Origin of the sequence: Rudanella paleaurantiibacter (genome assembly GCF_009184635.1) — a bacterium.
Classification (GTDB): Bacteria; Bacteroidota; Bacteroidia; order Cytophagales; family Spirosomataceae; genus Rudanella; species Rudanella paleaurantiibacter.
Map to the genome: position 1 here is coordinate 565472 of NZ_WELI01000001.1, position 26520 is coordinate 591991.

At 56.6% G+C, this 26520-nt stretch carries 6 protein-coding genes; 1 reads left to right on the forward strand and 5 read right to left on the reverse strand.

The window, feature by feature from the left end; all coding sequences use genetic code 11:
- Positions 1-263: 263 nt before the first annotated feature.
- The 3 genes from F5984_RS02440 to F5984_RS02450 all read right to left on the reverse strand — a co-directional run bounded on the left by F5984_RS02440 (position 264) and on the right by F5984_RS02450 (position 21133).
- A complete protein-coding gene (locus F5984_RS02440) occupies positions 264-3218 on the reverse strand; it encodes an alpha-amylase family glycosyl hydrolase (RefSeq protein ID WP_246168777.1) in 2955 nt (984 codons plus the stop codon).
- A 272-nt stretch (positions 3219-3490) separates the two neighbouring features.
- Positions 3491-15508 carry a putative Ig domain-containing protein gene (locus F5984_RS02445; protein ID WP_185155398.1) on the reverse strand — a complete coding sequence of 4006 codons (12018 nt, stop codon included), beginning with the start codon at positions 15506-15508 and terminating at the stop codon, positions 3491-3493.
- A 729-nt stretch (positions 15509-16237) separates the two neighbouring features.
- Positions 16238-21133: a putative Ig domain-containing protein gene (locus tag F5984_RS02450; protein WP_152122474.1), complete on the reverse strand. Its 4896-nt coding sequence runs from the start codon at positions 21131-21133 to the stop codon at positions 16238-16240.
- A 302-nt stretch (positions 21134-21435) separates the two neighbouring features.
- Between F5984_RS02450 and F5984_RS02455 the strand changes: the two genes are divergently transcribed.
- Positions 21436-24090 (forward strand): PAS domain-containing sensor histidine kinase, encoded by a 2655-nt coding sequence (locus F5984_RS02455; RefSeq protein WP_152122476.1) that lies wholly within the window; start codon positions 21436-21438, stop codon positions 24088-24090.
- On the opposite strand, the gene F5984_RS02460 is transcribed toward F5984_RS02455, so the two are convergent.
- The gene (locus tag F5984_RS02460; protein WP_152122478.1) at positions 24087-24869 is read right to left on the reverse strand and encodes a 3-keto-disaccharide hydrolase; all 783 of its coding nucleotides are present in this window, start codon (positions 24867-24869) and stop codon (positions 24087-24089) included. The genes F5984_RS02455 and F5984_RS02460 overlap by 4 nt on opposite strands.
- A gap of 185 nt (positions 24870-25054) precedes the next feature.
- Complete coding sequence (locus tag F5984_RS02465) at positions 25055-26467, reverse strand: glycoside hydrolase family 88/105 protein (RefSeq protein WP_152122480.1); 1413 nt, start codon at positions 26465-26467, stop codon at positions 25055-25057.
- Positions 26468-26520: the final 53 nt, after the last annotated feature.

Consider the following 26520-nt stretch of genomic DNA (forward strand, 5'->3'; position numbering starts at 1 on the left):
TAATTGGTACAGTTTTTGAAGAAGTGGTATTGTTTTTAAAAGTATAAGTATTCCGACTAAGCAAAAATGGAGCAACTTGTTCCTATGTATCTTAATAAATAGATATGGTATTATTTGCTTGATAGGTAGTTTAACAGTTCTATTGACTGCCGAGTAGTGCTTGAGGAGTACTTATAGTAAATACATACGCGAAAAGGGCGACCGTAGATGTACTTTCTACGGTCGCCCTTTTCGCGTGTTAAGATTACTTATTCAGGTTAGCTCTACCTGTTGCCCGATGGTGTAGAGGACTTCGTTGGGAGCAGCTGTTCAACGGGTTGCTGGTTACCAACGGGCAATTGCCCATCAACCGTGTTGGGTGATGCCATTCGGGCATTGGCAGCACTGACGCACGAGGCCGAGATGGTGGTAGTGGTCGCGGGGTTAACAATAATGCTTGGTCCGGTTTGCCCGGTACTCCAGACTACTACATTCGGGGCTGGACAGCCGCTGGCGTCGAGTTGCACCTGCCCACCGGGGCAAACGGCTGTCTGGTTGGCGACAATAGTGAGCGTTGTACTAACCACAAAGGAGGCTACCGGGCTGTAAACCGCATTGGCGTAGCCCACCCGCAGGTAGTACAGCTGCCCGGCGTTGAGCGAAGCTGGCAGCGTAACCACCATCTGCGTGGGGTTGGCCGTGGTGGGGGTAAGCGTAGTGGAGGTCGGGAAGCCCGAATCCGAAGCTATCTCAGCCCAGAATGGCCCGTTGGCTGCAAACGAGCAATTCCCCGGCGCACTATTAGCCATATATGACAGGGTGAGTGATTGCCCACCCGACACCAGCGTTTGCGATAGGGTAGGGGCACCCGCAAACGTTGGTTGCAAAACCGTGGTGCTCACGGTTGCTGTTGCCGATAGGCCGAGGGCGTCGGTAACCGTAACCGAGTACACCCCGGCTGTGCTGGCAGTAGCTACGCTGTTATTGCCCGGAACGGCTACCGCACCCGCCGAAAATTGGTACTGATAAGGGGCTGTTCCGCCCGAAACCGATGCAGTCAGCGTATTCGATTCGCCCGCGCAGACCGTGGTGCTGGCCAACGTTATCGATAGCGGGGCGGCATCCTGCACCCAAACCGAATAACTTTTGGCAGGTAGTTCCAGGTAAACCCGGTTCTGCCCGTCGACTACGGCAAACGGGAAGGCCGAGCGGCCCAGCACGTCGCCAAAACGGGTGCCGGTTTGAATGCCGTTGCGGGTGGTAATCTGATGGTCGACCCGCAGCGGCTGATTGTCGAAGTTAATGGCCACGAGCACTTCTTTACCGCCTACAGAACCTGCGGCATTCAACTGGTAAACCAACACCTTGTTGGGGCTGCTCTGAATGTAGTTGTTCGGTGCCGGGGCTGTGTTGCTGCCGCCAAAATGGTTGAGCAGGTCCATGCTCGTGGAGCCGGTAATGTATTTTTTGTGGACCTGAATCAGTTTATCGATGGCGGGTTTGAGAGCCGGTAGCCCAACGGGGTGGTAATTAAACCCAATCACATCGTTCCCGTAGGTGGTGTTGCGGGCCGGGTAACCGTAATAATCAGGGTAGAAAACGGCCGGTACGCCTAACTGGTTATTGGTCAGAATCCAGGCGTAGCCCAGGTCGGGGTTGTTGTGCACCAGGGCGTCACCAAACGTGGGGTTGTCGCTGCGGAAATCGTGGTTGTTCAAAAACGTCACGATGTTGTTGCCCGACCCAAAGCTATTCCCATCGGTGGCAAACCGAAGGCTGTTGAAATAGGCATTGCGTGGGTCGGCTCCGTTGTCGAGCGCCTGTTTGAGCGCATCGCGCAGGGCAAAGTCGAATACCCGTACCTGCACATTGTTGCGGGTATCGGTGTTCATGCCGCTATACACCGCATCAACCCAGCCTTTCAGTTCAGCCCGGTTATTGCCGTACCACTCACCCACAACAAGGTTGGGCGTGCGGCCGCTGGCGCGCATTTCTTCGAGCATGGTACGCATGAACGAAGGCTCAAAATGTTTGACCGCATCCACACGGAGTCCCTTTGACCCTAAATCGTCGAAGGCCCATTTTGTCCAGTCGACCAGCAGGTCTTTGGTAGCCGGAATGTTGTGGTCGTAATCGTAGAAATAATCCAGACTCTGCATCGACCACTGCGGGCCCAGGCAGGTAGTTTGCGACCAACCCGCCGGACTGCTGCTGGTGAAGTGTGGCCGGAAACCGTTCCAGTCGAGCGCCCCGCGCCCGCTGGGCATATTTGTAAAGTTGGTGTAGGTCTGAAACTGGAGTTTATACCCCGCCCCAAACGGATTAGTGAAATCGGCTACGTTGTAGGCCCCTCCACCGTTGGCTGGCACGTAGAAAATATCAATGGGCAGGTGGTCGGAGTACTCGCTGTCGTAGTTGATGGCCTGAATAATGAGAAAATCGCCGGTCGCATTGAAGTCGTTAGCAGTCACGGTCACGGCAAATTCATCGAGGTCGCCGTTTCCGTCGATGCGGTTGAGGTAGTTCCGACCCAGCTGAGCTGTGTACTGAAACACGTCGGCCGAGGTGGTCAGGTCAATGTCGGGTGTCACAACCGGACTCCACCGCGATCCGCCGATTTTGTTGGTCGTGGCATGAAACGCGTACTTGGCGCCGTTGAAAATATTTCCCCGCGACCGCATCTTGATGTAATACGTACCGGCGCCCTCGGCGGCCGAGCCGCCTATCGGAATGACCATTCGGTACCGATCCGACGGAAAAGGCCGTTTGAACCCGCAACTGGGATTGTTGCCGCTCGCAAAGGTGGTGATGTAGTCTTTTACGGCGGGGTTGGTTTCCAGATCGCCCGCGTCGCGGTGGTTGTACACCATGTCGGCTACGGGCGTAATACCCACGGCTGTCAGGGAGTTGACCATACTTTTGATTTCGGGAAGGGTGCCGAGGGAGGTTTGCGAGGGGCCCACAAACAGGTCGCGCGGGTCGTAGCCACCACTCCGGTTGCCGTTGCCTGCAAAGGGCGGGTACCATACGTGGGTGAAGCCGGCCTGACTCAGGGCGGGGGCTTTGAGCCGGAGTGTATCCGACCAGTTAAACGAAACGCCCGATGGGCCGGTGGTACTCTGACCCGTTTTGGGATAGTCCCAGTACCAACCCTGAAACATAATCTGCGGTGTCGACTGCGCGACGGCCTGAAGGGCGAATGCGAGCAGGCAACAAAGGCTGAGTAAATGGTTTCGCATGGACAGTTGTTAGATGAACAGTAGTTTCAAAATAGGATAGATGAACTGACAAATATAATTCATCGGCGAGTTTGTTCTCAGTGGGGTGACAAATATGACCACTACATGAATGTACCATGAATAGGGTATAATGTACAGTCAGCACAATAGCTCATTATACACTGTACACTATTCATTAGACAGTTTGTGCTGACATAGTGCGTGTTCAGCGTCTATATAAACAAAGAGCCCCCGACGGTCAGGTCGGGGGCTCTCGTTCAAAGCAGATCCTGTTACTGCCGAACCACCTTCACGGTTTTAGTCCGGGTCGGTGTGCTTACCTGCAAGAGGTACGTGCCCGCCGATTCGCCCAGTTTCACCCGACCACGAGCTACGCCCGAAGCAGGAGTTACTAACTGGTTGCTTACCGACTGACCTTGCAGCGCAACCACGCGCAGGGTGACAGCTTCGCTGCCTACTCCGCGTACTTCGACCTCAACTGACTCGGCCGACGTTGGGTTGCCCATTACCGTAACTTCCAGTTCAGCAGCCGTCTCGCTGGCAACCCGGGCTCCGCCTGTGCAGACTCCTTTGAAGTTGAAGCTAAACGTATTGCTGATGGTAGCACCCTGAGTCACGCGCAACTGGAACGGATTGATGTCGGACGATGGGTTGTTCACCGCATTAATCAGATCCTGGTTATCCAGTGACCGCAGACAGTTGTTCGGATCGGCATTTTTCAGACCGACGATGTTGGCGTAGCTGATTGCGCTACCGTCGCCACCGCTGGTCAGAATCCGGAACGTACCCGTCTGGCAGTTTACATCCGCTACACCCGTGATCTGGAGTGCACCACCCAACGTATTGGCTGGGCTACCACAGCTTGCCGGGGCAGGCGGAGTTGTTGTGCCGCTCGTTGCCGGGCTTACCGTGAGCTGGAAGCTGGTGCTTCCCGACAGGTTACCCGGATCCGTAGCTGTCAGCGTAACTGTAACCACGCCCGATACCGATGGGGTACCGCTGATGGTGGTGCCAGCCAGTGACAGACCAGCAGGCAGGCCGCTGGCTGCGAGCACTAAGCTACCCGGCGTCTGAGCGTCGGTGAAGACGCTACCCACGTTGAGCGAGTAGGCTGTGCCCACCGTTGCCGACTGAGGACCTACCGCGTTGGCCACCGTGGGGGCCGTGTTGGTGGGTGGCTGTGGGTTGCCTGAGCAGAAGGCACCAAAGTCGAAGACAAAGGCCGTTCCTTCCACACCGTTCTGGCGTACCCGCACCGTCACCGGCTTAGGATCGGCCCGCAGACCAGCCTCGATCACGTGGTTGGTGTTGGTTGTCCAGCCGGTGATACCGATGGCCAGATACTCAACCGCTGAACCGTTACCCCCTGTCGAGCCGAAGACAATCGCACCAGTCTGACAGTTGTAGCTCACCACCGTTGCCGCCAACGGACCGCCCACAGGTGGGTTGGTCGTGGTGCTGGCGGCTGGGCTTACCGTGAGCTGGAAGCTGGTGCTGGCCGATAGGCTACCCGGGTCGGTGGCTGTCAGGGTTACTGTTACCACGCCCGATACCGATGGGGTACCGCTGATGGTGGTGCCAGCCAGTGACAGACCAGCAGGCAGACCGCTGGCTGCGAGCACTAAGCTACCCGGCGTCTGAGCGTCGGTGAAGACGCTACCCACGTTGAGCGAGTAGGCTGTGCCCACCGTTGCCGACTGGGGACCTACCGCGTTGGCCACCGTGGGGGCCGTGTTGGTGGGTGGCTGTGGGTTGCCTGAGCAGAAGGCACCAAAGTCGAAGACAAAGGCCGTTCCTTCCACACCGTTCTGGCGTACCCGCACCGTTACCGGCTTAGGATCGGCCCGCAGGCCAGCCTCGATCACGTGGTTGGTGTTGGTTGTCCAGCCGGTGATACCGATGGCCAGATACTCAACCGCTGAACCGTTACCCCCTGTCGAGCCGAAGACAATCGCACCGGTCTGGCAGTTGTAGCTCACCACTGTTGCCGCCAACGGACCGCCCACAGGTGGGTTGGTCGTGGTGCTGGCGGCTGGGCTTACCGTGAGCTGGAAGCTGGTGCTGGCCGAGAGGCTACCCGGGTCGGTGGCCGTCAGCGTAACTGTAACCACACCCGATACCGATGGGGTACCGCTGATGGTGGTGCCAGCCAGAGACAGACCAGCAGGCAGGCCGCTGGCTGCGAGCACTAAGCTACCCGGCGTCTGAGCGTCGGTGAAGACGCTACCCACGTTGAGCGAGTAGGCTGTGCCCACCGTTGCCGACTGGGGACCTACTGCGTTGGCCACCGTGGGGGCCGTGTTGGCAGGCGGAGCCACCGTGGTGCTGCTGGCCGGGCTAACGGTCAGCGTGAAAGTAGCGCCGGTTGAGAGGCTACCCGGATCGGTGGCGCGCAGCGTTACGGTGCTTATACCTGAGAACGATGGCGTACCGCTGATGGTCGTACCGCTGAAGGTCAGACCGGCAGGCAGGCCACTTACCGACAGCACCAGGCTGTTCGGCGTCTCCATATCGCTAAACACATTACCAATATTGAGCGTAAACGGTACACCTACCGTGGCCGACTGCGGGCCAACTGGGTTGACTACCGTTGGCGAGTTGTTACCCATACCACCCGCGCAGGCCGCGAGCGCGTTCCAGGTATAGCTCACCGTTACGCCGTTTTGCGTTGCAAACAGAACGAACGGCTGAACGTTGGGGCTCTGGTTGCGGATGTCTACCGCTACCTGACCATCAACCATCGCTGTGCAGCTTATGGTTGGGCCGGTGATACCCACTGCCGAGAACGTAATCGGGCTACCGTTACCACCCACGGTGATAAACTGAATCTGCCCTGTCTGACAGTTGTAGATCGGCTCCATCAGCGCCAGTGGCTGACCAATGGTGCCCGCTGGGCTACCGCAGGCCGGTGCTACCGTGTTCGATACCGTAATCGAGATGGTCGCGGTGCCTGAGCAGCCGTTACCCGCTGTACCCGTTACCGAGTAGGTGAAGGTTCCTGTTGCTGAGGTGGGCGGGTTGATGCTCGCCGTCGTGGCACCGGTGCTCCAGGTGTAGCCCGTTGCACCCGAGGCCGTCAGCGTCAGGGCCTGGCCCATCGTTACTGCAGTACCCGGCATAGCCGCAATGGTTACGGCTGGTCCGGCGGTGCTGCTCATCACGGTTGCCGTAGCAGTCGCCGTGCAGTTGCCAGCATTGCTGACCGTTACGGTGTAGGTACCGGCGGTTGATACGGTGAAGATACCCGTCGTGTTGCTCTGACCATTGCTCAGGCTGTAGCTGGTACCGCCCGTAGCGGTCAGGGTCACGCTCGTTTGGGCACAGGTGAGTGTACCCGAAGCGGCCAGTGTTGCGTTGACGGCGTTGGTTGCGCTTTCGACCGTGGTTGTGGCCGAAGCGGTACAACCGTTAGCCGCCGTTACAACTACCGTGTAGGTACCACCTGCCGATACGGTAGCGGTGTTACCCGTGCTACCACCAATCTGCGTAGCTCCTGCGCTGAACACATACGTGCCCTGGCCAGCTGGTGTAGCCGTCAGTGTTACGCTGGTGTTGTTGCAGGTAATGGTGCCGTTGTTGGCCAGGCTAACTGTGGGGGCTGTTGTGCTACCCATCACCGTAACCGAAGCCGACGTGGTGCAACCATTCGCGCCCGTGATGACTACTGAGTAGATACCCGGCGTAGTTACCGTAGCCGTATTACCCGCGCTGCCGCCGATCTGGGTAGCGCCCGCGCTGAATGCGTACGAGACAGCACCCGCTGGTGAAGCCGTCAGCGCAACAAACGTGGTTGAGCAGCTGAGTACACCACTGGCGGTGAGAGAAGCCACCGGCGATGTTGAGCTACCCATTACGGTAACCTGAGCTACTGCTGAGCAACCACCCGCGTCGGTAATCGTAACGGAGTACGTACCTGCCGTGGTTACGGTAGCGGTATTGCCCGTGCTGCCGCCAATTTGCGTGGCCCCCGCGCTGAACACATACGAAGCGAGACCCGATGGGCTAGCCGTGAGCGTTACGCTTGGGTTGGCACAAGAGATGGTTCCGCTCGCAACCAGTGTGGCCGTGATGGCGTTGGTGGTGCTCGTGACCGTAGTGGTTGCCGTTGAGGTGCAACCGTCGCCGTTACCAACCGTTACGGTGTAGGTACCGGCCGTTGATACGGTGAAGATACCCGTCGTGTTGCTCTGACCATTGCTCAGGCTGTAGCTGGTACCACCTGTTGCCGTCAGCGTAACAGTCGTGTTCGAGCAGCTCAGTACACCGCTGTTGGTGAGCGAAGCCGTCGGGGTTGTACCTGCACCTACCGTGAGGCTGGTGGTCGATGAGCAACCGCTGGCGGTAGCCGTTACTGAGTACGTACCTGCCGCGTTGATCACCGCCGTGTTACCGGCACTGCTCACTACATTCGACGAGAACACATACGTGGTACCCGGCGTTGTGGCCGAAGCCGTCAGTGTGGCGCTGCTACCTGAGCATACCAGAGCCGGACCTGCCAGGCTAACCACCGGCGCAGCCGATACAGTAGCCGTAGCCAGTATCGACGTGCTTTCGCAGTAGCCGATGCCAGAAGCTACGCAAACCACCGTGTAGTTATACGTACCGGCTGTGGTTGGGCTGCTGAGTGTCGATGCGTTGGTAATGGTACCATCGCTTGCACGCCAGCGAGCGGTGGTGTTCGTTACGCAGCTGGCCGACAGGCTAACCGGCGTACCCTCGCAGGCTGTAAAGTTATTGGTGCTGCTGACCACCGGAGCGGCTGGCAAACCAATCGTGACAATGCCTGAAACACCGGGGAGCAATGGTGTACATCCGTTGGCATCCGTTACCCGAACCGAGTAGGTACCGGTTGCTTCAACCACGATAAACGGATTGTTCTGCTGGCCCGCTGGCGCGTTAGTCCAGGTGTAGCTGAACGGACCTGTACCCGTTGCATTGGCCGTCAGCGTTACCGACTGACCTGAGCAAATCGAAGCTGCGGCTGGCGATACCGATACCGTTGGCCGTGGGTTTACGGTTACCTGCGTACTGATGGTGGTGCGGCAACCGGCGTTGGTTACCGTTACACTGTACGTGGTAGTCGTGTTGAGCGGAAGTAGCGGAGCAAACGAGGCTGAGGTATTGTTGATCAGACCCGGTGCCCAGCGGTAGGTGCTACCTGCTGGTGCGTTTGCTGTCAGCGTAACCGACGTACCTGCGCAAACCGTTTGCGAGGGGCTCACGGCCACGGTCACATCTGGAATCGAGTTCACCGTTACTGTGACCGATGCCGTACCTGTACAACCAATGGCGTTGGTACCCGTTACCGAGTAGACCGTAGTGGCCGTTGGCGAGACGCTGATGGCGGCCGTTGACACGCCCGTGCTCCAGGTGTACGATACCGCACCGCTGGCCGTCAGGTTTGCACTCGTACCGGCACAGATTGTGGTGGCCGAGGGGCTGATGGTCAGGGTTGGCTGCGTGTTGTTCAGCGTTACTGACGAGGAGGCCGTAGCCGTACATCCACCCGCGTTGGTCACCGTTACGGTGTAGCTGCCTGCTGTTGATACGCTGAAAATACCCGTCGTGTTAGTTTGGCCGTCGCTCAGGGTATAGCTGTTACCACCCGTGGCGGTCAGCGTTACGCTGGTTTGCGCGCAGGTCAACGTAGCCGATGAGAGGGTGGCCGTAGCGGCAGCTGATTCGGTTACCGTCAGGCTCTTGCTGGCCGTACAACCGTCGCTATTTGTTGCGGTTACTGAGTACACCCCGGCTGTATTAATCACGGCCGTGTTGCCCGTGCTGCTCACCACATTGGGCGAGAACACGTAGCTGACTCCACCACCGGCGGTCAGCGTCAGGCTGTTGCCCGTGCAGATTTCGGCCGGACCTACCAGCGTAGCTACCGGCAGAGGCTTGCCTGTTACTACTACCGTTGCCGACGTAGCACAACCGTACGTATCCTGTACGTTCACCGTGAACGTTTGCGTGCCCGATGCCGACAGGGTGCCGGTTACGGCGCTCAGGTTAGTAGCGTTAACGGTAGCACCAGCTGGGGCTGCCCACGTGAAGCTATACGGAGCCGTACCGTTGAGGGTTTGGGCCGATAGCTCGACGGGTTGGCCAATGCACGCCGTTGCCGACGCGGCCAGGGCCGTTACCGTAAAGGCGGCTGGGCCACTGTACCGAACATCCGTTGTGTTACCGCTAAAGTTGTTGGCATCCACCGTGTTGTTACATACGGTCGGTGAGTTACCCCGGCCGAAGTAAGCGGGTGAAGCGCCCGCATCCTGGAGACCATCGCCCGCGTTGTTGGCAACGTAGTTGGCCGCGGGGTGCAAACCGCCCTGCTGCTGAATACCAATGTTATTGTTGTTCAGCGTGTTGCCCGTAACGGTATGGTTCCGGCCTTCGATCACGATACCGAACCCTTCGCTCTCGGTCGGTGCCGACACCTGATTCTGGTGCTGGAAGCCCGTCACGGTGTTGTTCCGAATCACCACGCCTGTGGGTACATCCGGGTAGCCTTCCGTGTTGTTCGGCAGCATGCCCCGCCGGTACACCGAAATACCCGCATGGTCGCGGTTGTTCATCGATGGGCTGGCGGCAAAGCTTACCGTGTTGTTTTCAACCACGATGCTGCCGTCGCCCGAGGTAGTCCCCGTTCCGTTCGGATTCTTGATTTCAATACCGAAACGGCCGTTGTTCGAAATGGTGTTTCCGGCGATGAGGTTAGCACCGGCTCCACCTTTCAATCCCGTTAGGCCGATACCGCTGTCGCCGTTACCCGTTACGGTGTTCCCCGTGATGGTAACGCCCGATGCCGTACCGTCCTGCAACTCGATACCACAACAGTTGTTGTTGGTGACCGTGTTGTTGACAATGTAGATGTTCTGCTTGAAGCCGTTCCAGATCACGATACCCCGGGCTGCCCCTTTCGAGTTGTCGTGGCCCGAGAAGGTCGAGCTTGTTACCGTCACGCTCTGCACGGGACCGTTGGCGTAGAAGCCAGCTCCGCCTGAGTTGCTCAGCGACTGTACGTCGGAAACGACCAGGTTGTTGTTGCCCTGTGCTGCGTAGATACCGGCACTGCTGTTGGGGCCGTTACCCACATACTTCTGCACGGTCAGGTTGCGGATGGTCACGTTGGTGACTCCGCTATTGATCGAGATACCGCTGCCGGTACCGCTCAGTCCTGTACCATCGAGGATGGTGGCGGTTTTGCTGGCTCCTTGCAGAGTGAGCGACTTGTCGATGGTCACTCGCTCGTTGAAGGTGTACTCAGCCGCTTCGATGACGTCGCCCACATTGGCAGCATTGACTGCCGCCTGAATGGTGGGGAAGAACGTATTCTGCGTGAGGTTACGTACCGGATCGAAGTAGATCAGCTGACCCACGGCCGCGTCGTCGGGCTTGTGGAACAGCAGGGTTTCGAGGGTAGCACGCTGCGAAGCGTTGAACGTTGACGGCAGCTGTGCGCCTGAACCCAAATCGAACCGGTTGTTGCGGATGTCGATGTTTGGCGTCCAGGGGCCCATGTTCGTTGGCCGAATTGAGCCACCGTACTCAGGGAAGCCCGCAGCACCCGTAAACGGCGACGATGCCCCCGTAGCTGATGGCCCGGTTGAATTGTCGACACGGATAAACGTGCTAATGCCCGCGTTGAACGTGTTGGCGTTGCCCGTAGTTCCGAACGTGATGGTTCCGAACGTTGGGTTGTCGGTATCGTGGTTGTAGAAAGCCACGCCCGTACCGCCCGGTGTCCCCGAACCATTGAAGGTATTGTTGGTCAGGGTTGCCGACTGGTTGCCCAGCACAATGTCAGGCGAGTTCGAACTGATCGACTTCGTGTTGACCGTCAGGTGACGGAACGTGGTCGAGTTCGCCAACGGGGTAAACGTGTTGTTGTTGTACGTTACCGTGTTAAAGTTCTCCTGGCTGATACCCCACTGGTGTTGCGAGAAGGTGTTGCCTTCAACCACCACCGTACGGCCTGCCTGATTGTTTTTCAGACGTAGTACCGCCGTGTTAGGAGCCGCTGCATTCGCGAAAGCCGCGTTGAAGGTGTTGCTCGCAATGGTGATCTGACCGCTGCCGGCATTCGGCTCGGCAAATTCTACACCGCCCCCGTTGAGGGTGTTGTTCGAAATAGTTACCGCACCTACACTGTTAAACCGTATTTGAATATCCTGATTGATTGACGTCAGGGTATTACCGGTGAACGTACCACTTACCTCATCGGCCGAGATGCCCGACCGGAAGTAGCTGGCGGGTGCCGTACCCGTCACGGTGTTACCCGTAAAGGTTACGCTGTTTACGCCCCCGGTTGCTACGCGGTACGCCGTGTTACCATTGAAGTTTACGCTGACCGCATTCCGGTCGGTGTACGTTCCTGAGGCAGGCGTTCCGTAGCCGTTGATCGTATTGTTTTTGATGGCAATATTATCAATGCTGGCTCCGCTGGCGATGATCGCACTTTTCAGTTTCGCCAGATCCACTGAGAACGTCAGACCCTCGATGCTGACACCGTCGGCCGATACATCAAAAATAGTGGGCTTGCCCGTTACGGTTCCTGTAAAGTTCAGAACCGGCGAAGGCGTGCCTGAGCCGACAATCCGTACCCCTTTGTTCACCAGCACCTGCTCGCTGTAAGTACCTGGGCTCACCTGCAAGGTGTGACCAGTCTGAGTACCGGCAGCGTCGATGGCAGATTGAATTGAGCAGAATTTCTGGCCAGTGTTCGTGTTGGTGACCAACTCTACACCCAATACGTTGCCGACATTGCGGGCGTCGACGCCGTTACCGCTGAAGGTGTTGCCCGAAACCGTGTTGCCACAGGTAGCGGGTGAGTTGCCCCGTCCGAAATACGAATCGGCCAGGTTTGACTGGTCACCGTCTGTTATGGCATTAGCCGCATAGGGGCCATGACCAGCCTGCTGCTGAATACCTACATCGTTGTTCTGTACCGAGTTGTTCTGTACCGTATGACCGATACCTTCAACCACAATACCGAAGCCATCGCTGGTTGACGGTTGCTGATAGCCCGATACCGTGTTGTTCCGAACCACAACCCCCGTCGGAATATCGACGTTGTTGTTACCGATCACAAAACCCCGGCGAATCACCACAATACCGCCAATGTCGCGGGCATCGGTGATGGCCGTAGACCGGGTTACCGTGTTGTTTTCTACGACGATGCTGCCATCGCCCGAAGTAGCACCGGTACCGTTCGGGAGTTTCACCTCAATACCAAAACGGCCGTTGTTCGTGATTGTGTTGTTGGCAATCAGGTTTGCCCCGGCTCCCGACTGTAAGCCGGTGACGCCGATACCATTGTCGCCGTTGTCGGTAATGGTGTTCCCCGTGATGGTGACGCCCGATGCCGTACCGTCCTGCAACTCGATACCACAACAATTGTTGTTGGTGACCGTGTTGTTGACAATGTAGATGTTCTGCTTGAAGCCGTTCCAGATCACGATACCCCGGGCTGCCCCTTTCGAGTTGTCGTGGCCCGAGAAGGTTGAGCTCGTTACCGTCACGCTCTGCACCGGACCGTTGGCGTAGAAGCCAGCTCCGCCTGAGTTGCTCAGCGACTGTACGTCGGAAACGACCAGGTTGTTGTTGCCCTGCGCTGCGTAGATACCAGCGCTGCTGTTGGGGCCGTTGCCCACATACTTCTGCACCGTCAGGTTGCGGATGGTCACGTTGGTGACTCCGCTATTGATCGAGATACCGCTGCCGGTACCGCTCAGTCCTGTACCATCGAGGATGGTGGCGGTTTTGCTGGCTCCTTGCAGGGTGAGCGACTTGTCGATGGTCACTCGCTCGTTAAAGGTGGCCTCCGCTGCCTGAATCACGTCGCCCGCGTTAGCAGCATTGACTGCCGACTGGATGGTGGGGAAGAACGTGTTCTGCGTGAGGTTACGCACCGGATCGAAATACAGCAGTCGGCCCACAGCCGCGTCGTCGGGCTTGTGGAACAGACGGGTTTCGAGCGTAGCACGCTGCGAAGCGTCGAAGGCTGAGGGAAGCGTTAGACCACCACCAATGTCGAACCGGTTATTCCGAATGTCGAGGTCGGTAGCCCAGGGGCCCATGGTCGTAATTGCTGATGAGACGCCCGCGTAATCACCGAACGGCGAGCCATAGCCTGAGCTGGCACCGGTGCTGTTGTCGAGCATCACAAACGTGCCGATTGCCGCGTTGAACTGGTTCTCAGAACCTGACGAACCAATAGTAAACGCGCCAAACTTGGCCCCGGCCGTGCGGTGGTTCAGGAACGCAATGGCCGTGCCGCTGTTGGGCGTCGACGAGCCGTTGAACGTATTACCCGAAATCGTTCCGCCCAATGTCTGCATTTGCGTGTCGGTCAGCGTAGCGCTGTTCGAGGCAATCAGCTTGGTGTTGACCGAGATATGCCGGTAGTCGGTAGCGGCTGCATTGGGCGTAAAGGTATTGCCCGTGATGGTGAAGCCCGCGTTGTTTTCGGCGCTGATAGCCCAGCGGTGGTTCGAGAACGTGTTGTTCTGTACCAGCAGGGTTTTCGTGCCCGAAATACCGTTGTTCTGAATCCGCAACAGAGCGCCACTAGGTAGCACACCCGTAGTGGGTTGTGCAAATGTTCCGTTGAAGGTGTTGTTTGATACAGTGATATTACCTGCTCCCGGATTGGGGTCCGAAATCTGAATACCACCGCCACCAGCTGTGTTACCCTCGATGGTAATGTCTCCCTGGTTGGTAAACCGGGCGACTACATCGTGGTTGATAGCCGTAAACGAGTTGCCCTGACCAGCACCGCTGCCACCAATGATTCCCGAAGACAGGTCAATCTGGACAGCGGCCCGGAACGAGTTGCCAAGTGTGCTGTGTGCATTGACCCGGTTCCCCTGCACCACTACGCCCCCAAACCCGTCGTTGTCGAGGGTTGCAGTAGATAACCCTATATTGGGGTTGATAGCAATGGCGTTCCGGCGACCGTACTGCCCGCTGATGGGCGTACCTACTGGCGTGATGGTGTTGTTCAGTACGCGCAGGTTCGAGCGGTCGTTGCCGGTGGTGTGGATAGCCGAGTGCGTCTTGCTCAGGTCAACGGTGAAACCGAAGTTCTGAATGGTCACATCGGCTGAGGCTACCGTGAAGAGTGAGGCCAACGCTGAAACCGGCACCGTACCCGTAAAGGTCACATTGGTGCTGGTGCCCTGACCGCTGAGCGAAAGCGGCTTGTCGATTATCACCATCTCGTCGTAGGTACCGGCGGGTACATAGATGAGGTCATTGGGGCTCGCTGCCGAAACGGCGGCCTGAATCGTAGCGTAGAACAGATTCTTGGTCACGTTCTGTACCGGGCAGCCGCCCCCTGTACCCGTTACGGTAGCGGTGGCCGTAGCCGAGCAACCGTTGGCGTCAGTTACTGTAACTGTGTACGTGCCGGGTGTATTTACGGTAGCCGTGGCTCCGCTTGCGGTAACAGCTGCCGGACCGGTAAACACATAATTGGCCGCCCCGGCTGGGGTAGCGGTCAGTGTAATGGTTGGCGCTCCGCAGCCCAGTGTTCCGCTCGGCGTGAGCGTAGGCGCAGTACCAAACGAGTTCACGGTAACCGTGACCGTGGTGAAGCTGGTACAGCCGCCCGCGTTAGCTCCCGTCACCGTATACGTGGTGGTGCTGGTCGGGTTTACGGTAATCGAAGCGGTATTAGCCCCTGTGCTCCAGGTGTACGATACCGCACCGCTTGCCGTAAGGCCCACACTGGACCCGTTACAAATGGCCGTGGCCGAGGGCGAAACGGTAACCACCGGCGGGTTCTGATCAACCGTAATGGTGATGGTCGCCGAACTCGATACGTAACCGGTCGTATTCACCACGACCGAGTGTGGCCCCGCCGTATTGACGACAGCCTGATTGCTATTCTGGGCAACGGGCGTAGCACCCGCGCTAAATGCGTACGTTGTTGATGCGTCAGTTGCTGAAGCAGCCGCCGTGATGGTTGCCGAAGTCAGCTCGCAGTTAAGCGAGTTGCTGCTGGCGAGCGTAACGGTGTTCTCGAAACCTGTGACTGTCAGGTTATCAATCGCGATCTTCGGACGGCTACCCGTAGAGCCTACTGGCGTTCCTCCGTTGTAATAATAAAGCCGGAAGATTGCCTGGGCAGCATTATTAAATGCTGCTGGTAACTGCACCGATACGTTTGCAGAGCCAGCGACATTGTTGGTTGCCGTGTAGTCGGCGTTCAGGTCTGTAAAGCTGGCACCGTTGTCGGTTGACCCATACACTTTCAACGTGCCTTTACGATCCCCGGCAGTGTTAAACACCGTTGACGCATCGAACGATAGCGTTCCGGCTTTAAGGCCAGTAAAGCTTACGTAGAAGTCAACGGCTATACTTGTCGTGTTATCACCGGTACCAGTGGATAGTAAGACTAATGTTCCTGTCCCCCTCTGTAAGCCCCCCGAAGAACCAGTCGTAAAGGATGTACTGGTAAATGTGGTACGAGTTGGGTCAGGAACTGATGCCGAACCGCCTATGGGGACTCCTTTGAATCGGTTGGCTTCTATGCCAGTCGCAAAGTCGTTCGTCCAGTTAGCGATATCTGCAAAGGTAGCTGTGTAAGATAACCCAGGTTGAGAGGCTAAAGGTACGGGGGTTTGTGCTTGACCACTGCGCGCCAAGCATAAGGAGAGCAGTACCAACAGGCACGTCAGAAGACGGCCGGTTGGCGGTCGTAGTAGGTGAGACATAAAACGGTAGTAAAATTTAGACAAATTGAATGTGGAATACAGATGTATTTGTTCTCGCAATATTGCGTAGAAGACGCGATATTATAAAACAATTAAAGCCTGAACGGAAACTTTTTCTGGTAGTCGGTTGGAATAATATATATGGCTGATTGTCAATATTTTCAATCCCAATAGGGTGTTGATTAAATTGATAGAATTATAAGGGTAGTATACAAAAAATCCGTATTTATCCTTAAGTAAATAGCAAGAAAAAAGCCCCTCGATTTGAGGGGCCTTTTCTCGTTTTTACGCAAAAAACGAAGATTACTGCTTCACAATTTTCACCGTCTGCTTCTGCGTACCGGTAGTAACCTGGAGTAGATAAATACCCATAGCGTTACCCAACTCAATGCGCTGACGCAGCGTGCCTTGTACCGGTTGGGCCGTGTGTTGGTTAATTACGCGTCCCCCGGCCGTAGTCAGCATGAAACGAACGGCTTCCTGACCGGCTCCGCGTACGTCGACTTCAACATCCTCGCTCGTGGTAGGATTACCCAGTACCGTAACGTTCAGCTCACCGGCTGCTTCGCGGGCGATCCGCGCCGGAGCAGCTGTACAGTACTGCTTGAAGTTAAAGCTAAAGGTGTTGCTCTGTACACCACCCTGGCTAACTCGCAGACCAAACGGACCAATATCTGACGAAGCCGTGTTGATAGCCCGCAACAGATCAGGACCGTCGACACCACGCAGACAGTTGTTGGGGTCGGCATTGCTCAGACCGACAATGTTTGCATAGCTGATGGCACTACCGTCGCCACCGCTGGTCAGAATCCGGAACGTACCCGTCTGACAATTTACATCCGCTACACCTGTTACCTGGAGCGACTGACCAATAGTGCTGGCCGAGCTGCCGCAGGTGGTTGTGCCCGTTGGTGGGGTCGTGGTGGTACCTGAGCCAGGGTTGGCGCAGAAAGCACCGAAATCAAACGTGATGCTTACGGTAACACCGCTTTGGGTTGCCGAGATGGTCAATGGTTTGGCATCGGCCCGTAGACCCGCTTCTACTACACCGGTGTTGCTGGTAGCCGAAGCCCGCTGCACACCGACTGCTGAGTAGGTGATGGTCGTACCGTCGCCACCTTTGGTGTTGAAGGTAATGTCGCCCGTAGCACAGTTGTAGGTTGGCGGCAGCAGAGCCAGCGCCGAACCCGACGGTGGGGTGGTGGTAGTACCTGAGCCAGGGTTAGCGCAGAAAGCGGCAAAGTCGAACGTGATGCTTACGGTAACACCGCTTTGCGTTGCCGAGATGGTCAACGGTTTAGCATCGGCCCGCAGACCCGCTTCTACCACACCGGTGTTGCTGGTGGCCGAAGCCCGCTGCACACCAATAGCCATATAGGTGATAGTGGTTCCATCGCCACCTGTGGTGTTGAAGGTAATATCACCTGTCGAGCAGTTGTATGTCGGTGTCAGCAGAGTTAGCGCCGAGCCTGAAGGCGGAGCTGTGGTGGTGCTGGCAACTGGGCTAACCGTGATGGCAAACGTTACCGACGCCGAGAGGCTACCGGGGTCGGTGGCCGTAACGGTTACGTTGACTGTCCCCGACATCGAAGGCGTACCTGTGATAACCCGCGAAGTTGCATCGAAGCTCAGCCCGTTGGCGGGCAAGCCCGTAGCTGCATAGGTAAGGGCGTCGTTGTTGGGGTCTGTGAATGCCGGAACCGTGAAACTGTAGGCAGTACCTACTGTAGCTGATTGCGGTGCTACCGAAGGCGCTATCGGAGCCAGGTTCTGCTGGGGAGCCGGGCTAACCGTGATGGCAAACGTTACCGACGCCGAGAGGCTACCGGGGTCGGTGGCCGTAACGGTTACGTTGATTGTACCCGTTGTCGAAGGCGTACCCGTGATCGCACGCGAAGTTGCGTCGAAGCTCAGCCCGTTGGCGGGTAAGCCTGTGGCCGCGTAGGTAAGGGCGTCGTTGTTAGGATCAGTGAACGCCGGAACGGTGAAGCTGAAAGCCACCCCTACCGTTGCTGACTGTGGAGCTACTGAAGGCGCTACCGGAGCCAGGTTCTGCTGGCTAACTGTCACGCTAACCGTTGTGCTGGTCGTTTGGGCAGTAGGCGACGTAGCATCCACGGCCGTTACCGTAAACGTTTGTACACCAGCCGACAGACCAGATACCGAAGCGGTATTGCCACTTGGCGTGATGGTGCCGGGGCCGCTAAACGAGTAGGTGTAGGGCGACGTACCACCGGTTACCGTGGCCGACAGCGTGGTGGTACCCGAAGTGGTGATGGCGCTTGGCGAGGCCGAAGCGGTCAGTGTCAGGGCCGTTACCGGTGCTGCAAAAGCGAAACGAGTCAGCGACGGATAGTGATCCGACGTTGAGTTCAGGTAGTTGGCAACGATCGGGCGAACCGACGTTGTGGCGTTGGTGATCGTGTTGGCAAACAGTTCGTTCGATACCATGATGTGGTCGATGGCGTCGGGGTAGCCGCCCGTGGTTGAGCAGGCACTCTGGTTGAATACGCTTGTTACCACCCGGTAGTTGTTCGCATCATCTACAAACGGTTTGTAGGGCGATGGGTTGCCTACCGCAATCGAAACATCAACGTCGTCGTTGTAGTCACCTGTCAGAATAACGGCATCATTCGGGAAGTCAGCATCCATCCGCTGCTTCAGGGCGTTGAGGTCATATACCCGGCGGGCCAGATCTTCAACGGCCGAGCCTGACTTGGCGTGGATGTTGATTACCCGCACCCGGCGTGTAGCTCCGTTGATATTTACGTCAGCCGTAAACAGGAATGGGAAGCGGCCCGAAGCCCAGAAACTGCTGTTGTTTCCGGTTGGGTAGTTGCTTACCGGGAAGTCGGTCAGGTACGCACGCGTTTCGCCGAGTACCGGTGTTACCGTGCTTGTTTTGTACACCACGCACACCCGCTGTCCAAAGGCATCGGGTGGGTTTGAGAAGCTGTACGAGTACCGGTCAGAGCAGATATACGAGTAGCTGCCCAACTGGCTAACGGTAGCCGCAAAACGGGGCAGGTCGCTGATTTCCTGGATGGCGTAAATATCGGCATTCAGGTTTTGCAGAACCGTCCGGACGTTGGTGGCCTGCTGATCGTTGTTCGAAGGACCGTTGGTCGGGTGTCCAAACCATTCCACGTTCCAGGTTACCAGATCGAAGCTGGTATCGTTGCCTGAGGTGGTACCGTCGCCGGCGCAGAATGAACCTGAAGCACCACCCGTAGCCGCGCCCGATACGTCGCGCAGAATCCGGCCCTGCAACTGCATGTTGTCGTTACCAGCTACGGTTGAGCCGTTCACAAAGCGTTCGGCAATACCGGTCAGCGTAGCGGCAGTAGGCTTGGTAGCCCCGGCGAGTTCTGAGCTGGCATTGACCCGGAAAATACCGTTTTGGCCACCAGCCGTGATAGAGTAGTTACTTGAGGTAGTTGCAAACGTTGTACCACCACTTGTAAAGGTAGCGTCGGCAAGTTGCACCAGTCGACCCTGATTGGCCGACAGTTGATCAATTGACGTAATCACGACCGGGGCCGGTACGTCGAGGGAGGTACCCTTGGTGATGGTGTACCCCGTGGGGGCATCAATTTCAAGGTATCCGTTGAATACCTTCACGAGGCCCGTCACGCGAACCAGATCACCCAGTTCGGCCACGCTGCCAATGGCGACAGCCGGAGAGGCTCCGCTGAAAACGGCCATACCTGCCGTGGCATCCTGAATGTAGAACAACCGACCGCCGAACTGCGAGCTTACCGTTACCCGACCTTCCACGGTGACGGTGTTGCCGCTCAGCGTACGTGCCGTGGCAATCGAGATCGGAACGCCTGCCGGAACGCTCACGGTACCGCTTACGCTCACGGTAGCCGTCAGTACACCGCTCGTGTGCGTAATGTTGCCTGAGAAGGGGCCTACGGGGGCTCCGTCCGACAAACGAACGAAAATAACGGTCGAGGTAGCTGAGGCTGGAATCGTCAGCGAGCCGGTGTAGGCACTGCCTGAGGTAGTCGAAATCTGGACATTGCTCGAAGCTGTTACCGTGACGTCGCTCGTCAGGTTAGCGGTTGTGAGCGTGTACGACTGCTCGCCCGATGCCGTACCCAGTGAGGTGGTGAAACCGGTCAGGGCGTTGGGGCTAACAGCCAATGAGGGGCTGTTGGCCGGATTGACCGTCAGCGTAAAGGTGGTGGCTACCGATAGGCTACCGGGGTCGGCGGCTACCACCGTTACTGAGCTACTTCCTGCCGTGGCAGGCGTACCCGTAATGGCCGAGGTCGACGATGAAAAACTCAACCCATTGGGCAGGCCGCTCACGGTGTACGTCAGGGCGTCGTTGTTAGGGTCTGAGAACGTATTGGCCGGAATAGTAAAGGTAAATGGTACACCTACTGTACCCGTTTGGGCCGGAATAGCGTTGGCTACCGTCGGCGGCTGTGGGCCGGTGACCTCAAGCGTTGCTGTTACGCTTAAATCATCAATGCCAAAGCCATGATCGTTACCTGAATCATTCAGATCATTCCACCGAAGAATAATTGATTCTCCATTGGCAACAGGTGTTGTAAAAGTAATGAGCTGCGATAACGTAGTGCGGTTAGCTGAAGCGTTACCGTCGAGTGCTGCCGCAGTAGCCGTGTTTACAAGAGTCGTAAACGATAGATTAGAAACCGAGGTGTATCCACTTGTTGCCGAAAGTGATAAGGTACTTCCGGTGGCGTACTCAAAAGCAAGTACTTGCGCCGTTGTATTTCCGCCGTTTCTCCATTGTTCCCCCGTGTAGGTAACGCTCAGAGACGTTATTGCCGACCCTGTATTGTTCGTGAAAAGCACACCATAGCGAAGGGCAACCACGCCCGAACCTGGCGAGCCTAATCCCGCTGCGCCAGACGCGGCTGAGCCCAGCGCCCGGTCAGTTGAAGCAGAGGAACCAAAATTGAAAAATGCCCCAGCATTTGATGAACCAGTACTTACACTAAGTGAAGTCAGTGGGGCTCCTGTACTGTTTACTGCATACCAACCAGGCAATGTCGAATTATTAGTCCAGGTCATGTTTGATGAGCTAGACAGACTATTAAAGTCCTGCGTATAAGTGAGGCTACCTGAAGTCAGGCTCACCTGTGCCCAGGCACTTTGTGCCGACAAGGCCAGTAGCATAAGCCACAGCCAGGTCAGCGGTCGTGTTAATAGATGTTTTGTCATGAAATGAATTAGAGATTAAATAATAACAAAAGTAAGACATGCGGTTGGTTTCTCACGTCACCCTAAGATTAACTTATTTTTACGAATTGTGAATTTGGGACACTTGAAAGAAAAAGTCCCATTTGTGTTGTTGTTAAGTAGTACAAAAGGGTGGAGGAGTCGGGTAAAATACTGACAAACAATGTATTCATGAAGGCTCAGTTCTGTGCCTTTAATCTTTCATCTTGGTAGGAATAACCTCGTTCGTACTGTAACTTGCCCGCTCGTAACTCCTTGTGCGTAGCCGTTGAATTTAAATTTGTATGCTGTCGGTTCAGCTTCCTGAGAGTCAGTTTTTTGAACTTCTCGACACCCTTCCCGGTGCCGTGGTCTGGATGCAGTGCATCCGCAACAATCAAGGCGAGCCGATTAACTTCCGGGTGCGATTCGTCAGCGAACAAGCGGGTAAACTTGCTGATACGTTCGGCGTTTCCTCTCCCGAAACCTTACTCCTGAGTGGGGAGTCTCCCTCTACCACCGAACAGGCTCACTTTCGGCAGTTAGTGAATGTTCTGCAAACGGGGCAACCCTATCAGATAACACAAGGGCACCTGACCGGAGAATACCGCGCGATGGCCGACGGGGTGCTGCGCCTGATGAAGCCCTCGCCCGTTGAGGCAAACCCGGGCAGTCGGAGCCGGGCAATGATTGAGGGCACAACGCAGGGCATCATGTTGCTCGAACCGGTCTTTGCCGACGATGCGATTGTCGACTTTCGAATTTTGGGAGCTAATTCAGCGCTGAGTGTGATGACGCATGTTACACCGGCTGAGGCCATTGGGCGGCTTCATAGTGAGGTGTTCCCGCAGTACCGGGCCGATGGGTTCTTCGGGCAGTTTTGCGCTACGTACACCGACGGGCAGCCGCGTCGGGTAGAGTCGTACTACAGCGATGAACAGTTACAGGGATGGTTTGAGGTGGCCGCTGTCCGACACGGTAACGGATTGGTACTCACGTTCTCCAACAGTACCGAGGCTCGCCAGTATAAAAAAGCCCTCGAAGAAACGAATACCTACTTACAGCGTATTATCGACTCGTCGCAAACGGGTATTCTGGTACTTAAGCCAGTACACAACGAAACGGGTGAGTTAATCGATTTCCAGTTTACCCGGTCTAGTCGGCTCACCGAAGCTTTTGTGGGGCAACAACCCGAAGTACTTCGGCAAGTGCTTGTAGAACGGTGGGCGAATATTATTCGGGAGCCAGCCCTGATGGAGCGCTACCGACATACGTATCACACAGGTGAAAACGTACGCTTCGAAACCAACTATAACCTCGACGGTTTCGATGTCTGGTTCAATGTGCAGTGCACGCGGCAGGACGACGAGGTTCTGGTGACCTTCACCGACATTACGGCCCTAAAAAAGACCCAACAGACCCTCGAATGGCAGTTGAGCCGCAACCGCGAGCAGGCAGGTTTGCTCAATAGTATTCTCGATAGCTCCGATAATGGCATTATGGCGTTCGAAGCCATTCGCTCGCCCGAGGATGGGAATAAAATTGTTGATTTCAGGTTCCTGATGGCTAATCAGGCCAGCTCAAACATCACCGGCCGCCCGCCGGCCAGCGTTATCGGGCGAACCTTGTTACGGGTATTTCCGGGCAATGCCGATTCGGGCCTGTTTGATGGGTACGTACACACCACCGAAACCGGTGAGCCGTACCGCACTGAGGTGTACTACAATTACGACGGGCTTGATTTTTGGCTGACCATTTCGACGCACAAGCTTGGCGATGGGTTTGTGGTGACCTTTTCCGATGTGTCGGCTCTGAAACGGGCGACGCGCATTGTGGAGCAATCGGCGATGGAGTTGCAAACCATCATCAACTCGTCGCAAACGGGCATTATTCTGTACGAGCCTGTCAAAAGCGAGCAGGGTGAGCTGGTTGATTTTCGAATCCGGCGGGCCAACCGGCAAATTGCTGGTTACATGAGAATGGAGCCCGAAGATATGGTGGGTGCCCTTGCCAGTGAGTGGTTTCCCAACTACAAGAACGAGGGCCTGTTTGCGCAGTACTGTCAGACATACCACACGGGCGAAACGCTGCACTTCGATTTTAACTACGAGGACAGTGAAATGAGCTTCTGGTTCGACATCATCAGCACGAAAATGGGCGACGATGTGCTGGTGACGCTGGTTGACTATACTACCCTCAAACGCCTGCAACAGCAACTTGAAGGGTCTGTTGCCGATTTGCAGCGGTCCAACGATAATCTTCAGCAGTTTGCCTACGTAGCTTCACACGACCTTCAGGAACCGCTGCGCAAAATTCAGGCATTTGGCGATGTACTGAAGCTGAATTATGCTCCGCTGCTGGGTGAGGGGGCCGATATTATTGCCCGGATGCAGGCATCGGCCATGCGTATGTCCACGCTTATCCGAGACTTGCTCGAATACTCGCGCCTGTCAACCCAGGCGATGCCTATGGGCCCAGTCGCTCTAAACGATGTAGTGGGTCTGGTACTTGAGGATCTGGACGTGCCGATTGGTGAAACCCATGCATCTATTGAGTACGCTGACCTGCCTACGGTACGGGGCGAAGAGTCGCAGCTGCGGCAGCTGTTTCAGAATCTCATTTCCAATGCGCTCAAATTCCGCAAGCCAGACACCCAACCGGTCGTTACGGTTCGGGCACGGACGGTGGTAGCCGCCGAGTTGCCTGCTGATGTCAGCCCTGTACGGAAAGCGTCCCGGTACCACATGATCACCGTATCCGACAATGGAATCGGGTTCGACGAGCGGTACCGGGAGCGTATTTTCCAGGTATTTCAGCGGTTGCACAGTAAACTTCAGTACCCTGGTACGGGTATCGGGCTGGCTATTGTGCAAAAAGTAGTCGATAACCACGGCGGTGCCATCACGGCATTCAGTACGATGGATGAAGGGGCCACCTTCGTGGTATATCTGCCGTATTAAAAATCGGTGTCGGCTTTTTTCAGGTCCAGCGGCTTAATCCAGATGTTGCGGTAAAGCACGTTATGGCCTTCAGCCTGTAGCTTGAGGCCCCCCGGCGTGTCGGTGATGCCTTTGCCGCCGTCATTCCCGCCGTCGATACCGGAGTTAGGACCACCCCACACCTGCTGAATCGGGCGGTTGACGTGCACCTTCTTGCCGTTGAAATATAGGGTGACCATCGCGGGCTCTACGCGTTTGCCCCCGCTGAATCGGGCCGCCCGGAACGTAATGTCGTAGGCATTCCACTTGCCGAGACCATTGTAGGCGTAGTAAGGTGAGGGCGATTCGTTAATGACAGCCGCCATGCCGTGGCTGGTAGTATCGCCGTCGAGCACCTGAATTTCGTACCGGTTTTGCAGGTAGACCCCACTGTTGCCCCCTTTTTCGGGAATCAGAAATTCGATGTGAATGCGGGCGTCACGAAACTCTTTTTTCGTGACAATATCAGCCGCACCATACTTGCCACCGGCACCGGCCGGGTCGTTGGTGTTGAGTACCTGCTCGGCCGGGTTGGTGGGGTTGGGCTGCAAAAACCACTTGATGGGTAACGTAGCCGCGAGCCGGGGACCTGCCCAATAGGTCCATTTTTGGTCGAGCATGGCACGGGTGCCGTCGAAAAACACCTCGGCCCCGTCTGGAGCTTTGGTGCCAACGCCCACGGGCTCTTTACGGAGGGTTGGTCGGGTGAGGCTCAGGGTCAGCAGAGCGGCAAATAAGGTCAGAGTGGTAAGAAGTCGCATGGTATAAACAGGATTTGAGATAAGAGAATGTACAATGAATAATGCACAATGGGTGCTGGACATTCGGACTTCAGACACCAGACGTTAGACTTACTACCTTTATAGAGGGAGGTCTAACGTCTAATGTCCAACATCTAATGTCCAATATCGACTGGGCACGTATTGGACAGGGGGTAGTTATTCGTCTATTTCATCATCAGGGCGCTGTCGTTCATGTTAAACGACTGGTTTTTGAGCAGATTGATTACTTCGGCACCGGCCAGCAATACCGGGCCGTACCCGTGGGCCGCGTACACATTGATGGGGCGGTGGTAATAAAACGCCGGATCGAACGCCATGCCCGTACCCACGCAGGTGCCTTCTACCTGCCCTTGCGCGTTTACCTTGGTGGCTACTGCATTCCAGGCAAGCAGGGCAGCCGGTGAATACGCCCGGGCGTCGATCCAGCCCCGGTTGATGGCCCGGGCGAGGCAGTAGGCGTAAATGGCCGTGGCTGATGTTTCGAGGTAGGAGTCGTGCCGGTCGAGGAGCTGATGCCAGAAACCCGAGCCCGACTGCTGGGCCGTGAGTCCCCGTACGTGCGCCCGCAGCAAATCGAGCAGGGCCGCCCGGCCAGGGTGGTTTTCGGGCAATACATCGAGCAATTCAATTTTGGTCAGAATAGCCCAGCCGTTGGCGCGGGCCCAGTGAAAATCAGGGTGGGCGGTCATCCCCTCAACCCAACCGTGCATGTACAGCCCTTTCTGAGGGTTAAACATCCGCCCGGAGAACAACGTCACCTGTTTCACGGCTTCATCATAATAGCGGGTTTCGCCGGTGAGTTTGCCCATTTGAGCCATGGCGGGTACGCTCATAAACAGGTCGTCGAGCCAGAGGGTGCGGGGCAAAGGTCGGTTGCGGGCCAGTGTCCCGTCGGCGAGCCGAAACTCCTTGTTCATGATGTAGTCCATGTAGGCATCAATCTGGGGTCGGGCCGCGTTCGGTCGGGCCGCGCTCGGTTGGGCCTCGGTATCCAGCCCACCTGCGCGGCTGGCTTTGATTAAGGCCGCGCACATAGCACCGGCATCGTCGAGGGCGTGGGGGGCCAGCATTTGACGGAGCGAGCGGTCGAGTGGGGCTCCTTCGGTTCGGGCCTGAACCAGAAACGGCGCGCGGAGGCTTGTCAGAAACCGGAGCCGCGAGTGGGTGTATTGGGTGTAGCGCGGGTCGCCGGTGGCCTCGCCTGCCAGCAACATACCGGCGTAGGTGACGCCCCACTCGTAGCTGGTCAGTCGAAAATCACCGGGTTTAATAATCGCGTTGGCCCGCACCGATGCGTCCGATAGTCGACTCAGGTCGGTAATGGGTTTCTCAGTGGTTTTATCGATCAGTTGGGCGGGCGTGTTGGCATCCAGATACGAAAAGACCCGGTCGAGCACCGCCTTCACCTGCGCTGGCTTGGGGGCCTCGTACGGCACCGGGTAGTCGGGCTGTAGCGCGTGCAGGGGCGTGGTGGTGTCGTTGGCTTTAGGGGGTGTCTTTTTTTGGGCCAGTAAAACCGCTGGTAGTCCGGTGGTAAGGAGCAGGCTCAGGGTGAGCCGGGGCAAGAGCAACTTCATAGGTGACAAACGGGGTATTGCGTTGCCCTGATAAAGCAAACCCCTTACGTATT

Bases quoted from the DNA above. Each gene is read 5' to 3' on its own strand.
- F5984_RS02460 (WP_152122478.1), bottom strand. From the start codon at position 24,869: ATGCGACTTCTTACCACTCTGACCTTATTTGCCGCTCTGCTGACCCTG.
- F5984_RS02440 (WP_246168777.1), bottom strand. From the start codon at position 3,218: ATGCGAAACCATTTACTCAGCCTTTGTTGCCTGCTCGCATTCGCCCTT.
- F5984_RS02450 (WP_152122474.1), bottom strand. From the start codon at position 21,133: ATGACAAAACATCTATTAACACGACCGCTGACCTGGCTGTGGCTTATG.
- F5984_RS02465 (WP_152122480.1), bottom strand. From the start codon at position 26,467: ATGAAGTTGCTCTTGCCCCGGCTCACCCTGAGCCTGCTCCTTACCACC.
- F5984_RS02455 (WP_152122476.1), top strand. From the start codon at position 21,436: ATGCTGTCGGTTCAGCTTCCTGAGAGTCAGTTTTTTGAACTTCTCGAC.